Origin of the sequence: Paenibacillus sp. UMB7766-LJ446 (assembly GCF_030226665.1) — a bacterium.
GTDB lineage: Bacteria > Bacillota > Bacilli > Paenibacillales > Paenibacillaceae > Paenibacillus > Paenibacillus vandeheii.
On record NZ_JASOYM010000002.1, the window covers coordinates 497,537 to 511,275 of the forward strand.

At 43.0% G+C, this 13,739-nt stretch carries 11 protein-coding genes; 6 read left to right on the forward strand and 5 right to left on the reverse strand.

Annotation, left to right across the window (positions count from 1 at the left end):
- The first annotated feature begins 106 nt into the window (after positions 1 to 106).
- From loaP to QP794_RS06985, 3 genes are all read left to right on the forward strand, one after another.
- Entirely contained in the window at positions 107 to 640 is a 534-nt protein-coding gene (gene loaP / locus QP794_RS06975) for an antiterminator LoaP (protein WP_285075555.1), read from the forward strand.
- 342 nt (positions 641 to 982) lie between these two features.
- A complete protein-coding gene (locus tag QP794_RS06980) occupies positions 983 to 2,608 on the forward strand; it encodes a helix-turn-helix domain-containing protein (RefSeq protein WP_285075556.1) in 1,626 nt (541 codons plus the stop codon).
- A gap of 103 nt (positions 2,609 to 2,711) precedes the next feature.
- The gene (locus tag QP794_RS06985; RefSeq protein ID WP_285075557.1) at positions 2,712 to 4,376 is read left to right on the forward strand and encodes a cache domain-containing sensor histidine kinase; all 1,665 of its coding nucleotides are present in this window, start codon (positions 2,712 to 2,714) and stop codon (positions 4,374 to 4,376) included.
- A 70-nt stretch (positions 4,377 to 4,446) separates the two neighbouring features.
- Here the strand turns inward: QP794_RS06985 and QP794_RS06990 are convergent, their stop codons facing one another.
- From QP794_RS06990 to QP794_RS07010, 5 genes are all read right to left on the reverse strand, one after another.
- Complete coding sequence (locus QP794_RS06990; protein WP_285075558.1) at positions 4,447 to 5,337, reverse strand: carbohydrate ABC transporter permease; 891 nt, start codon at positions 5,335 to 5,337, stop codon at positions 4,447 to 4,449.
- A gap of 15 nt (positions 5,338 to 5,352) precedes the next feature.
- Positions 5,353 to 6,243, reverse strand: a complete 891-nt coding sequence (locus QP794_RS06995; RefSeq protein WP_079345264.1) for an ABC transporter permease — start codon at positions 6,241 to 6,243, stop codon at positions 5,353 to 5,355.
- A 90-nt stretch (positions 6,244 to 6,333) separates the two neighbouring features.
- Positions 6,334 to 7,938, reverse strand: coding sequence for a type 2 periplasmic-binding domain-containing protein (locus tag QP794_RS07000; RefSeq protein WP_285075559.1), 1,605 nt, complete (start codon positions 7,936 to 7,938; stop codon positions 6,334 to 6,336).
- A gap of 288 nt (positions 7,939 to 8,226) precedes the next feature.
- Complete coding sequence (map, locus tag QP794_RS07005; RefSeq protein ID WP_285075560.1) at positions 8,227 to 8,973, reverse strand: type I methionyl aminopeptidase; 747 nt, start codon at positions 8,971 to 8,973, stop codon at positions 8,227 to 8,229.
- Positions 8,974 to 8,980: 7 nt separating this feature from the next.
- Positions 8,981 to 9,550: a TetR/AcrR family transcriptional regulator gene (locus QP794_RS07010; RefSeq protein WP_285075561.1), complete on the reverse strand. Its 570-nt coding sequence runs from the start codon at positions 9,548 to 9,550 to the stop codon at positions 8,981 to 8,983.
- Positions 9,551 to 9,826: 276 nt separating this feature from the next.
- Between QP794_RS07010 and QP794_RS07015 the strand changes: the two genes are divergently transcribed.
- The 3 genes from QP794_RS07015 (at position 9,827) to QP794_RS07025 (ending at position 13,734) form a co-directional block, all read left to right on the forward strand.
- Positions 9,827 to 11,950, forward strand: coding sequence for a 5'-nucleotidase C-terminal domain-containing protein (locus QP794_RS07015; RefSeq protein WP_285075562.1), 2,124 nt, complete (start codon positions 9,827 to 9,829; stop codon positions 11,948 to 11,950).
- A 326-nt stretch (positions 11,951 to 12,276) separates the two neighbouring features.
- On the forward strand, positions 12,277 to 12,972 hold the full coding sequence (locus QP794_RS07020) for a hypothetical protein (RefSeq protein WP_285075563.1): 696 nt from the start codon (positions 12,277 to 12,279) through the stop codon (positions 12,970 to 12,972).
- A 48-nt stretch (positions 12,973 to 13,020) separates the two neighbouring features.
- Entirely contained in the window at positions 13,021 to 13,734 is a 714-nt protein-coding gene (locus tag QP794_RS07025) for a cytochrome c biogenesis CcdA family protein (protein ID WP_024629965.1), read from the forward strand.
- Positions 13,735 to 13,739: the final 5 nt, after the last annotated feature.

Below are 13,739 nucleotides of genomic sequence, written 5' to 3' on the forward strand. Positions count from 1 at the left end.
ATGACCTTAGGCACTTTCTTTTTTACTTAATTGGGAATTATTATATAATTGTAGAATAAATAGGTTTGCTGTGTACGTATTCATAAAAAAGATCATGGGAGGACCTATGAACTGGTACAGCTTTTTTGTACGGAGTGGGAGAGAAGAGGAAATCAAACTTTTTATGGATCGTTATTATGCACGTCAACTGTTGAGCTGTCTGGTACCCAAACGAATGATTCCAGAACGAAAGCAAGGCAGAATCTATCATTGCACAAAGCTACTTTTTCCAGGGTATATTTTTATCCGAACCGGACAAATTCATGATCTCTATTACAACATCAAAGAAACGCCGCATATTTTGTATATGGTAAACGGTGGTATTAATAAGTATGATCAGGCAGCTAATTTTTTCACTCCGATACCCAAGGAACAGATGGATTGGCTCATCCAGTTATGCGGAACCAACGGAACAATGGGGTATTCAGACATTATCGTAGGTGGAGAACATTTGAAAGTGACTTCAGGTCCACTTCTCGGCAAAGAAAAAATGATACGGAAAATTGACAAACGAAAAAGTAGAGCCAAGATTGAGGTACAACTGCTTGACGAGGTGAAGCTGATTGATGTTGGCATCAATGTATCAACTGTAATGGAATGACTTTTAAAAAAGATACAATAGTTTGAACACTTGCCCTGTCTATCTCATTAAACTAACCACCGCTGACAACTGTCAGCGGTTTTTTTACGTCTGGTAAGGAAAACCGACTGTCCGGGTAGCGGTCGAACATATTCAGCAACAGCGGCCAAAGATCCCAGAAGTCATCTGTAACTCGCCACATGTTGGCTTGTTCAGCAAAAAATGATTATAACTGAAAATTAAAGGGTGTTCTTTGAAGCCGTTCTCTATTAATATTGTATAAAACTTAGATGGAAACAAGCCAGATTTGTTAGGGTACGTGGGATAAGAACAAGTTTATGACTAACGAAATCGGGGGATTTCATGTACAAACTGATGATCGTAGATGATGAATTACTCATGCGTGTTGGAATTCGTTCCATGCTGAATTGGGAAGAGCACAATTTCTATGTTGTTGGTGAAGCGGGGAATGGAAAAGAGGCGTTGGAGCTTGCGCTTGAAGTGACTCCCGATCTAATCATTACGGATATCAAGATGCCGATTATGGATGGGCTGCAGCTTATACAAGAGTCCTCCAGGGTACTGAAAACCTGTAAGTATGTCATCCTAAGTAACTTTGACGAATTTGATTATGTGAAAACGGCACTAAAACTAGGCGCCGCTGACTACTTGATTAAAAGCGAGATTACACAAACCTCCCTTATCGAACTCTTGACTACCATTGAACAGAAACTGCAAAGCGAACATGTTAACCCGACAAACATCCCCACTATGGCACAAGATTACTCGAAGAGCCTGAGGCATCTAAAGGATAGCTTCTTTCAAGATATTGTAAGCGGATTCATAAATGAAAAGGACATCGTCACCAAAGCTGAGGAGCTGCATTTTCGTATAAGATCGGATCAATTGGTTGTTATCAAGTTCATTGTGAACTATTACGAGGATGCGAAGAGGAAGTATGTGGAGAAGGGGGAGAAACTACTCCGATTTTCTATTCTTAATATTATGGAAGAAATCATTCCATCGAAATGGGAGAAAGAAATTTTCGTTGAGAATTCGTCTGAGTATTGGGTTATAGTCAATGTACTTCCTGAGAGTAAATCTGTGCATGCGGACTTAAATAAACTATGTAATAAGCTTCTGTCTTCAATCAGGGATTTTATGAACTTATCGCTTACAGCGGGTGTAAGTACAATCGTTTCCGGTTTTCAATGTATTAGAAAGGCATGCCAAGAAGCCGAGTCCGCCTTAAGACAGGGTTTCTTCACAGGCAGCAACCAGATCCTGTACTACGAGGATGTAATTCGAGCTCCAGCTCGGAAAGAAGTGAATGGGATGCTGAACCCGGAGCAAGAACGAGATTTTCTGAAATTATGGATAAGTAAAGACAACAAAAAGGCGGCGGATTTCCTTGAAGGAATTCGTTCTGAACTGGAGACGGTACGAGCGGATGAGAACAGTATTCGCAGGCAGTATATCATGGTGTTGGAAACAATACACTCCCATGTGTCACGGGCTACAGAAAGAGCTAAGCCTTCCTTTACCGAGAAATCTCCTTACGAAATCGTTCTGAAGGGTGAGTATTGGGAGGATATTCATCAAGATATCCTGGCTCATATTGCGTACTACTTTAAAACGGATTCTCAGTTTATGCAGGAGCTTAGCTACACAGATCTGGCCATTGAGTTAATCGATAAATATTATGCCGAGGATATTTCGTTGCAAAGCATTGCAAGCCAAATTAATGTCAATCCCTCGTATCTCAGCCGATTGTTCAAGCAGGATAAGGGAGAGAATTTTATCTCTTACTTGACACGAGTTCGGATTGAACATGCGAAGGCCTACCTAATGAGCAGGGAATTGAGAGTATATGAAATTGCAGATAAAGTGGGTTATCATAACTACACCTATTTCAGTAAGATTTTCAAGAAAACGGTGGGCCATACTCCAGAGGAATATCGAGAACGACTGCAGCAGGGATCCATGTAATCCATGAATAGAGGTGCATCCTATGAGGCATACCCAACTCTTTCGAATCCAGTACAAAATCATGGTGATATGTATAACGGTCATTATACTTCCGGTATTTGTAATGACGATCAATTCGTATTACTCCTCTGAACGGTTATTGGCACAGAATTATACGAAGCTGCTCAGCGATCTGGCCAAGCAGACGAACATTCGCATTGACGAGTTTCTAAAAGAGATTGAAAAAATCTCGCTGCTGGCCAGCAATGGACTGAGCAATAACCTGTCTGCAACACATGAGGGAAGCTTTCCGATCCAGGATTTCCTCCGCGATGGTGATGAACAGCATGAGATTGCTGCATACAATATTCTGATGAATTATATCATGATGAAAGATCGCGTATTCTCCATCTACCTCTACAATTTGAACGGGGGACAAGATCTGTTTGTCAGTCCTAACCAGCCTATTGACCCAAACTTTAGAGTAGCGAACGAATTATGGTTTAAAAAGTTCTTGCATGATGAAGATCGAACCATCACGTTGACAACCCGAATAGATGAGCAACTTGAGAATAAAATCCTGGCAGTCTCGCACGCTCGGAAAATTCATGATGTGTCTAGCGGGAAGCTGCTTGGCGTGATCGTCGTCAGTATTGATATAAAATTTATTGAAATCGTCAATCGCAATTTACAGGAGGGGCTACGCTCCAGATTCATGATCATCGATGGGAATGACAAGATTGTATATAACGTGAATGACCGATTAATCGGCACACTGTTCCGGGACAACGTCCGTCCATCTGAATCATTGAATGTCGTGGTGACCAATCCCCTTAGTCAGCAAAAATGGACAACTTATTTATACATGCCATTGGATGAGCTGACTGCCGACGGCAAAATATTGGGCCGTAATTTGGTGACGCTGGCTATTGTTATAATTCTTTTTGCTGCTGTAATATCCATATTTCTATCTCATGTCATCACTACCCCCATTAAGAAGTTCCTGCGTAACATCGCTTTGGTCGAAAAGGGGCAGTTTGAACAAGTGCAGCATATTCGCTCACGAGACGAAATAGGCCACTTATCAATCCGATTTAACAAGATGTCTCATGAATTGAAGCGGATGGTCGAACGTATGCAGCAGGAAGAAATAGAAAAAGCCAAAGCTGAGATGCGAGCCCTCCATGATCAGATCAAACCTCATTTTCTGTATAACACACTTGGATCGGTGAAATGGATTGCGTCCATGCAACAGGCTGACAAAATCGTGGAAATGACAGATGCACTCATCTCGATGCTTCGCTATGCGACAAGATCCGATGGAACCCTCGTTACGATTCGTGAGGAGATCGATAATATAGCGAATTACATAACGATACAGAATGTCAGGTACTATGATTGTATTCAGATGAGATATGAGATTGAGGATAGCCTGATGGATTATCGTATGCCCAAAATGATCCTTCAGCCCCTTGTAGAGAACGCGATTTTTCATGGTCTGGCCGAACTTGAGGAAGGCGGAGTCATTACCATTCGGATTCAACCGAAGGACAGTGATATTACGATCGAAGTCCGCGATAATGGGGTCGGTATGGATCATCATATGATCCTGAACTTGAGGGAAGATAAGCTTGAAGCAGGCACCGGATCCACAGGAATCGGTCTGCATAATGTGCAGCGGCGCATTCAGCTTCATTTTGGCAAGCCCTATGGAATAGAAGTAGATAGTCAGATTGGAAAAGGTACGGTCTTTACCATTCTGCTGCCTGTTATATCAGAAACAAAGTAGTATTGTGCTTGGGGTAACATGAGGTGAACACACCCAAAAGGCTTGCAGTTTGGACTGCAAGCCTTTTGCGTTATCCTTTAACGCTACCGAGCACCAAGCCCTTGGTGAAATATTTTTGCAGGAACGGATACACGAGCAAAATCGGAATGGCACCCAAAAACATTTGAGCGGCGCGACCAGTTCTGGCATTCATCATGGATAGTAGTTGAGTATAATCGGATCCAGATTTCAGCATGATTTGCTCAAAACTCTGCAGGAGAGTCTGCAGGTAACTTTGTAATGGATAATTGGCTGGATTGTTCATATAGATAATACCATCGAACCATGAATTCCAATGGCCGACGATACTGAACAAACCGACTGTTGCAAGAGCGGGCTTGAGGAGCGGGAGTAAAATACGAAGCAATACCTGTACAGGCCCGGCACCATCGATGATGGCTGATTCTTCAATTTCCTCTGGCAAGCCCCTAATGAAATTCATTAAAATAATCATACTAAATACGGGTAGAGCTCCAGGCAGGATCAGAGACCAGATCGAATCAATCAGTCCCATTTTGACTACCACGAGATAGGTTGGAATCAATCCTCCACTAAATAACATCGTGACTATGAAAAATCCCATATAGATATTACGGCCCATCAATTTTTGTTTCGATTTGGAAAGTGGATAAGCCGTGAGTACGATTAAAACAAGATTGACAAATGTTCCGAGAACGGTTCTTTGAATGGCAACCCAGAGAGAAGAAAAAAATGACCCTCCAGTTAAGGCAAATTCATAGGCCTTGGTCGTAAACTCAACGGGCCAGAACGTTACACTACCAGCAGATACAGCCGCACTGCTGCTGAACGAAACTGCCAATAGATTGATAAACGGCAGGATACACAGGAGAGAGATTAGAAGCAATATCGTGTAGTTTAGGACGTGGAACAAACGCCTGCTCATACTTTTATCATAGATCATAAAGATAGTTCCTCCTTAGAAGATGCGATAGCCGGCTACTCTGTAGGCCAGAACGTACGATACGGCAACCAGAACACTGGAAATAATGGATTTGAATAATCCGACAGCCGTACCTATCGAATACTGTGCCTGCTGAATTCCCAGACGGTATACATAGGTATCAATGATATCACCGGTTTGATAGACGACAGGGGAGTAGAGATTATAGATTTGGTCAAAGCCTGCATTGAGCACGTTACCAAGCGACAACACAGTCATTAAGACAATCGTTGGCATGAGCAGAGGTAGGGTAATGTAAATGGTCTGCTTCCAGCGTTTGGCTCCATCAATCACCGCGGCCTCATAAAGTCCAGGGTCAATGCTGGTCAGGGCTGCCAGGTAAACAACCGTGCCAAATCCGAAGCCCTTCCAGATATCACTGACGATCATGGTCCATGGGAATATGGATGGTGTGCCAAGAAAGGAAATAGGCGCAATCCCGAATACGCCCAGAAATGTGTTAATGATGCCATCGGAGCTAAGGATGTCCAGCATGATCCCGGCCATAATGACCCAAGACAGGAAATTCGGGATATATACCAGGGTTTGGAATGTACGTTTAACTCCGCTATTTAGTACTTCGTTAAGGAGTAATGCGAATATAACGGGCACGATAATGCCTCCGATAATCTTGAAGACGGACATGTATAAGGTGTTCCAGATCGTCCTTACGAAGTTCGGCTGACTAAATACGTGTGAAAAATTGTCCCATCCTACCCATGGTGAATTGAAGCCAAGACCCGGATTGTATTTCTGAAACGCAATAATAAGTCCATAAAAAGGGATGTAACTAAAGATGAAGACCAATACGAGGCTTGGGACCAACATTAAATGGTAGGGACTCTGCTGCTTCCACTTTTTCAGCATTCCTGTTCTCCTCCGTTCTTGGTTTAATAGGCGTGTAACCGTTGCCAAAAAGGGGGGAGAATAACTCATCCCCTCTGGACAACAGCATTCTTATTTTCCGTAGGCGTCATTGACTGCCTGGGTTGCTTCATCGCCTCCTGCTGCTCGCCAGTTCTGGACGACAACATCGAAATAATCGATACGTTCGCTACCCATAATGATCTTGGTGAAGCCTTCCGTCAGGATGTCATCCAAGGTTGTGCCATAGCTCGACAGTACCTCCGGTGTAACACCCCATAGGGCTGTCTTCGTGTAGTTCTCACTGTCGAGCACTTTTTTAGCAAGACTATAGGCATTCTTTGGAGCTCCTTGCTGCAAATAATCACCGACTGCTCCTGGTGTTGCATTCTCCATGAATTCAACACTGTTGTTGTATTTTTGCCACATTCCCGAAGTCGTAAGTCCACTGGTATCCTTGGATTGAAGAGCGGCTGAAACAGCCTCAAATTGCTCGTAGTCGGAATTCGGATTAAGTACACGGAACGCTCCGACCACATGGGCTATATCATTGTCTAGCAGAGCGGATAGCGTTTCTGTGGATTCCTTGCCATTGCCTTCATCAACAATATAAGCATAGTCGTTCAAAATTTTTATCACTTCTTGCGGGCTTTTGAATCCTTTTTTCATGACGATATAATTGTTGTTGGCGAAAAAGATGGACTGTTTAGCTTCCTTTCCATCGATGGTTGGGATGATATAAGGGTAGAAGATGGCATCCTTGCCCAGATTGGATACCGTATCGACACCCGGATTATAACCCCACCACTGGTAATAAGGCTGTATCCCAACCTTGCCGGCTACGATATCGGCATTCATTGCATTAAAGTCTTTGATTGCGAATTCCGGATCAATGATGCCTCGCTTGTACCACTCTGACCATTCAGCCAGCGCATTCTTCATCTCAGGCTGCACTGAGCCGTACACCAGTTTTCCACTGGTATCCTCCATCCACAGATCTGGATGCGCATTCCACGCAATAGCGAGCAGATTGAGATAATCCAACGACTGGTCAACCGCAATACCATAACCGCCATGCTTTTCCATGAATTTCAGTGCGATATTCTTGATGTCTTCCACAGATTTCGGATCCTGGAGCGCCAGTTCTTCTTTCCAATCGTTCCGAATCCAGATGAAGTCTGGTTGTTCAATTAATCCCCAGTGCATCTGTGGTATTCCGTACAGCTTACCGTCTTTCTTTCCTGACTCATAACTGTCCGCATCCGCTTCCATGTAACCCTTGAGACGATCTGAAGCGTTTTGCTCAAAGACATCGGTCAGATCCATCACCATATCCGCTTCGACCAACTGCCTTAATTGGGATGGATTCACCCTGAATACATCCGGAAGATCGTTCGATGCTATAGCCAAATTCAATTTGGTATCGTACTCATCGCTAACCCAGTCTGTTTTGACATCGATATTAAACTTGTCTTTATATCGCTTAATCCACACATTATTTGTGATATCGTCGCCCTTCGGATATTTCGCAGAAGTGTATTCTGACGTTACTGTGTGAATGGTGGTTGTTCCGCTCTCGTTGGCATCCGGGTCTGTATTAGTTGAACTTTGCTCGGTGCTGCTTCCATTTGTACAGGCTGCGAGTAATAAGGTCGACATGAATAATGACAACACTAAAGTTTTGGTTTTCTTGTTCATATTGCTTCCCCCTTTTTCGCGATAGTTTAATATCAATAGCTTGAAAATAGTGTAAACGAGAAAGGGGACACGTGATATAAAAGTTATTGACCAGAACCAGTACGTTTTTTGACTTTTTGATTGAATGAGGAGAGTTGGAAAAAGAAGAACATGCACTTTTTTTACTTTGAATAAATCTTTTTTGACTACGTTTGTGCCAAGCGGAAGCTAATTCCGAATACGAAAAAAAGAAGTCGACCATTTGGGTGGTCGACTTCTAATTCATTTTTATTGTTATAAGAAACTATTCTATTGCGCGGTCAGAATTTGTGGACCGTCAGCCGTGATGGCGATCGTATGCTCGTATTGGGCTGCGAGCTTGTTGTCCATCGTCCGTGCGGTCCAGCCGTCCGCATCGATTGTCATGAAGTAGGTGCCTTCGGTGATCATCGGCTCAATTGTGAACACCATACCTTCCTTGAGACGTACGCCCTTTCCGGGCTTGCCGACATGCATATACGTCGGCTCCTCGTGCAGGTCACGGCCGATGCCATGGGCGAGAAGGTCACGCACAACGCCAAAGCCGTGTGATTCTGCATGCCGCTGAATCGTGCTTGTCACGTCGCCGAGACGATTCCCAGGCCGCGCCTGCTCGATACCCAGGTCAAGACATTCCTTCGTGACGCGCATCAACTTCTCGGCCGTGGGCGAGATCTGTCCGACCGCATAGCTCCAGGCCGAATCGCCGAGCCAGCCGTCGAGCTCCGCGACCGTGTCGATCGTCACGATATCACCTTCCACAAGTGGCTTATTGTTAGGAAAGCCATGCGCGATCACGTCGTTAACGGATGCGCAGGTCGCATAAGGATAGCCTCTGTAGCCCTTTTCGTATGGCTTGGCGCCGTGCTTCAAAATAATATCCTCAAATATGCGCTCAATTTCGTTCGTTGTGATGCCCGGTTTGATGAGTGGGGCAATGGTACGATGGCATTCAGCCACCACTTGGCATGCCTTGCGGATGGATTCAATTTCATGCTTGCTTTTTAAGATGATCATGTTCGTATCAGGTCTCCTTCGTAATAGCTTGCATAGCGAGTCGGGCGATTCGATCGACGTCCAGGTCAGAATTGCCAGCATAGTAGTACATCCCATAACAGCCGATTAGCACAGCAAGCATATGGTCGATGCAGTCGTCTTCGCACTGGGCAATCGATTGGAGTGGAACGTACAGCTGTTCCGTAAATCGTTTCTTGGCGTGGTGTCGATCCTTCTCAGGCAAGCCTGTAAAATGTTCCGATGCCATTTTGTAGACGAGATATGCGCGGGCGTCTAACTGCCACAGCTGCAGCAGCGCTTTACAATACGTTAATAACTGCCTGTCACCGATCTTTGCCCATTTCACAATAACTTGTTCGCATCGCTCGAAGCCGCTTCCCAACACATCTTCTATTAATAAATGCCGGTTGGGATAATAATGGTACACTGTGCCGTAACCAAGCCCTGCCTCGCGCGCAACATCCCGAATATCAAAGCTGCCGCCCGTACGAAAGTAGGAGCGAGCGGCGACATCCAGGATCTGTTCTCTGCGTTGTATACGTATGAGTTCATTTTGTTCTTTGGTACGCGGGCACATGGTGTGAGGACCTCCTTGTTTAGACCTGCAAATATGTCGATAAAAAGATAATAACGCATGGGGAGGAGAAATGCAAAAGATCTGTTGGTGTTTGATGAAAGGCTTTACTTTATTCCGGAAGGACTCTAGTACTAAGTTTGGTGTAGAGCCAGATATGTTTCTTCTCTATTCATTTTTTCAACTTTTTACATAGATTTGATATAAACTATGATTTTAATGTAATTACTTATGTTAAAATATCTCAGGAACGAAAATTCGAGAGGGGTTTTAAAACTCATGTCATGGAAGAAACAAGTAGGTAAAAGCACGATCCGTGTAGCCACTGCTGCACTATTACTTTCCCAACTGTTAGGCGCAGTAGGTTCTGTCTCTGCTGCAAGTACAGATGTAGAAGTACACTTGATCGGAATCAACGACCTGCATGGTCAGTTAGATACGACTTCGGTGATTAGTGATAAAAAGGCGGGATCTGCTCCAATTCTTGCAACTTATCTAAAAGAAGCTCAAGCAAAATATGAACATTCCCTACTCTTCCATAATGGAGACTCTGTCGGTGCATCTGCTCCAGTTTCATCTCTGGATCGTGACGAGCCTACGATGGAATGGATGAATATGATGGGCTTTGATGTAGCTTCACTGGGCAATCATGAATTCGACCAAGGTATCGCTGCATTAAAAGCACAAATCTTTGGTGGCCTTGATCCAAAAGAAGGCAAGGTTACTCATGCTGGTGCAAAATTTGATTATGTCAATGCAAACGTCATTGAAACATCCACCGGCAAAACATTGATTAAGCCATATGTAATTAAAGAATTGGGCGGAGTCAAAATTGGATTTATCGGATTAGTGACGAAGGCTACACCTGCTAAAGTATCCCCATCGGGTACAGCAGGCGTGCGTTTCCTAAGCGCAGAAGAAGAAGTTGAAGCAGTGAATAAATATGCAAAAGAATTGCAAGATCAAGGTGTAGAAACGATCGTTGTCTTGGCACATGATCCAGCAACTACCAAAGAAGGCGTAACAACTGGCGAAGCGGCTGACCTGGCAAAAGCTTTACCAGCAAATTCCCCTGTTGACGTTATCGTTGCAGGTGACAATCACGCTTTAGCTAACGGTGAAGTGAACGGAAAATTGATCGTTCAGGCTTATTCCTATGGTACAGCATTTGAAGATATCAAGCTGATGATTGACCCTGCTACCGGGGATGTAACTGAGAAATCAGCTACCATTACAACAACTTTTCAAGAGGGTGTAAAAGAAGACCCTGAATCTTTAGCTATTATTAAAAAATCATTGGACAAGCATCCTGAGCTGACTAAACCAGTAGGTACAACGGATGGTTCTGTTACTCGTACCGATGCTTATAATAACGAAGCCGCTCTTGGCAACCTTATTGCAGATTCAATGCGTGAAGCAGACTTTGGTGATAAGGCAAGTGCTGCTGACTTTGCATTTATGAATCCAGGTGGTATTCGTGCGGATCTGCCAAAAGGCGATGTGACCTTTGCTGATCTTGCCAAAATCCAACCTTTTGGCAATACTCTGGTGAAATTGGAGTTGACTGGTGAACAAATTAAAACTTTGTTGCAGCAACAATGGGGAACCAATGCTGACGGTACACCAAACACTAAAACTCTACAGATCTCTGGTCTGAAATATACTGCAGACTTCAATAAGCCTGTTGCAGAACGTGTTACTGGCCTCACTCTCGAAGATGGCACACCTATTGATCCTGCAAAAACATATACGGCTGTCGTTAACAACTTTATGGCCGCAGGTGGAGATAACTATAAGGTGCTAGTGGATGCTAAATCATCTTTAGCAGGTCCTATCGATCTGGATGTATTCTACCAGTACATTGTAGATACGTATAAAGGCGGCGCTATTCAAGCTAAAACAGAAGGACGTATCACGAATCTGGCTGCAGCTACAGAGCAAACAGAAACACCTGCAACAACAGAATTCATTTCCCGTGCTGAATTTGTAAGTGCTCTAGTAGACCTGTTGAAACTTAACGAAGTAGCTACAGCACCTGCATTCAAGGATGTTGCTGCTAACGCTGCATATGCCGATGCAATCGCAGAAGCTACTCATGCTGGATTCATTCAAGGCTACGGTGGTAACTTCAATCCTGATCGTGAGATCACTCGTGAAGAAGCTGCTACCATTCTTGCTAAATTGTTGAACGATCAAGCTTCTGATAAAAATGCGGCTGCGATCATTGCAGGTTTTGAAGATGGAAAAACCGTTTCTACTTATGCGGTTAAATCTATGGCAAAACTGATTGACAAAGGTATTTTCAGTGCAGCAGAGAAAAACCTGCTTCAGCCAAAACAAGGACTTTCTAATAACGATGCAAAAGCTTTGATTCAAAAAGCTGTTGCAGCAAAGGCTTCATAATTTAGAAATTCAAACCTTATATTAAAACAGGAAAAACACATTCTTTTTGGTGAATAAGCTTTCTCCTATGGATAAACCTCAACTCATGAAAGGTTTATCCAGGAGCATGCAATATACCAAATTAGAATGTGTTTTTTCATTTTCCATGAATATAGCTATCTATGGTTAGTGCTACTTTTATTTTGCACTGAGATTCAAAGGGATTACACGATACATATCTCGCACCTACTAATAGGCTAGATGCCTAATAGTAGGTTTATTCTAGTTAAACGAATCTTAACAATCGGGCTGTAGAGTAGAAAATAATTGTAAAAAGGGGGGGAGACATGATGCAAGAAGCTATCGTTTGGGGGCCGCTGATAATTAAATACAATTGGATCGCGATGGCGTTCTCTGCTTTTGCAGCTTATATAGCCATGAAATATTGGTTGAAGGGAAAGAGCGATTTAAGCAAGCCTATTTTAGAGGATATAACCAATGTTCTTTTATGGGCATTCTTGATTTGGAAGTTTAGTGTCATTATTTTTAATCCTGTCGCTGTTTTAAATAACCCATCCTATATTCTTTATTTTACTGGGGGTGAACGCGGGATCTTATTATCGGCAATTGTAGTTCTTATCTTCTTATCTATTCAAAGTTATAAGCGCAGAATTACCTTTTGGATGTATGCGGCAGTATTGGGGGCAGGCTTATTATCTTATAAAATGATCTATTCATTGTTCCAGCTCATCTTTAACGATCCGATACCATCATCATTTCTGTATGATCTCAGTCAATTTGTTTTAGCGAGCATACTATTGATTTGGATGTATATCAGAAAAGATAGCTTTGAAAAGCCGCAAGAAGTTAATCAAATTGTTCTTTGGTTCAGCATCGGACAGATTTTAAGTGCCTTTTTTAAAAGCTTTTCTGTAGTCGTGTTCTTAGGATTATCTAGTGCGCAGCTTGTATATTTGGCTATTGCTTTATGTTGTTTGACTATTCACAACGTTAGAACAAAAGAGAGCTTAAATGAATCTTAACAATCCTGCGTTATGGTTGTTGGGAATACTTTGCTGGAGGAATTACAAATGGACAATATTTCAATTTTATTTGCTATAACGGCGGGGGCATTATCCTTTTTTTCACCCTGTATTTTTCCGCTTTTGCCTGCTTATCTTGCGAATCTTACAGGCTCTTATGGGAGTGGGGAGAAAACAAGTGTATCCAATAGAACACTGATGATTCGTTCTACTCTCTTTATCCTCGGTTTTACTGTGGTTTTCCTACTTATGGGTGCTTCCGCAAGTATGATTGGACAAATTTTCGCTGCGAATCGAGGGTTGCTAGAAAAGCTTAGCGGACTACTTATTATTATATTCGGCTTACAGATTGCAGGGATTTTAAATCTTCGTTTTCTCATGTTTCAAAAGCAGCGGGAAACCAAAACTCCAAAGAACGGAAGCGGTTGGAATTCATTTGTCGTGGGAGTTGCTTTTGGAACGGGCTGGACTCCTTGCGTCGGTCTGGCTTTATCTTCAATTTTGTTGTTGGCTGGATCATCTGAAACGATGTTCAATGGAATCTTTTTATTATTGTTTTATTCATTGGGTTTAGGAGTTCCTTTTTTATTGATATCCATCTTGATTACGAAATCTAAGGGTATTATGAGAAAAATAAATAAATGGTTACCGCGTTTGGCGCTGCTGAATGGCTGGATTTTAATCGCTATGGGCTTACTGTTATTTACGGGCCAACTGCAAAAATTAAGTGCATGGCTCGCTTCCTTCGCGCCAATGTTCTAATACGA

Bases quoted from the DNA above. Each gene is read 5' to 3' on its own strand.
- loaP (WP_285075555.1), top strand. From the start codon at position 107: ATGAACTGGTACAGCTTTTTTGTACGGAGTGGGAGAGAAGAGGAAATC.
- QP794_RS06980 (WP_285075556.1), top strand. From the start codon at position 983: ATGTACAAACTGATGATCGTAGATGATGAATTACTCATGCGTGTTGGA.
- QP794_RS06985 (WP_285075557.1), top strand. From the start codon at position 2,712: ATGACGATCAATTCGTATTACTCCTCTGAACGGTTATTGGCACAGAAT.
- QP794_RS06990 (WP_285075558.1), bottom strand. From the start codon at position 5,337: ATGATCTATGATAAAAGTATGAGCAGGCGTTTGTTCCACGTCCTAAAC.
- QP794_RS06995 (WP_079345264.1), bottom strand. From the start codon at position 6,243: ATGCTGAAAAAGTGGAAGCAGCAGAGTCCCTACCATTTAATGTTGGTC.
- QP794_RS07000 (WP_285075559.1), bottom strand. From the start codon at position 7,938: ATGAACAAGAAAACCAAAACTTTAGTGTTGTCATTATTCATGTCGACC.
- map (WP_285075560.1), bottom strand. From the start codon at position 8,973: ATGATCATCTTAAAAAGCAAGCATGAAATTGAATCCATCCGCAAGGCA.
- QP794_RS07010 (WP_285075561.1), bottom strand. From the start codon at position 9,550: ATGTGCCCGCGTACCAAAGAACAAAATGAACTCATACGTATACAACGC.
- QP794_RS07015 (WP_285075562.1), top strand. From the start codon at position 9,827: ATGTCATGGAAGAAACAAGTAGGTAAAAGCACGATCCGTGTAGCCACT.
- QP794_RS07020 (WP_285075563.1), top strand. From the start codon at position 12,277: ATGATGCAAGAAGCTATCGTTTGGGGGCCGCTGATAATTAAATACAAT.
- QP794_RS07025 (WP_024629965.1), top strand. From the start codon at position 13,021: ATGGACAATATTTCAATTTTATTTGCTATAACGGCGGGGGCATTATCC.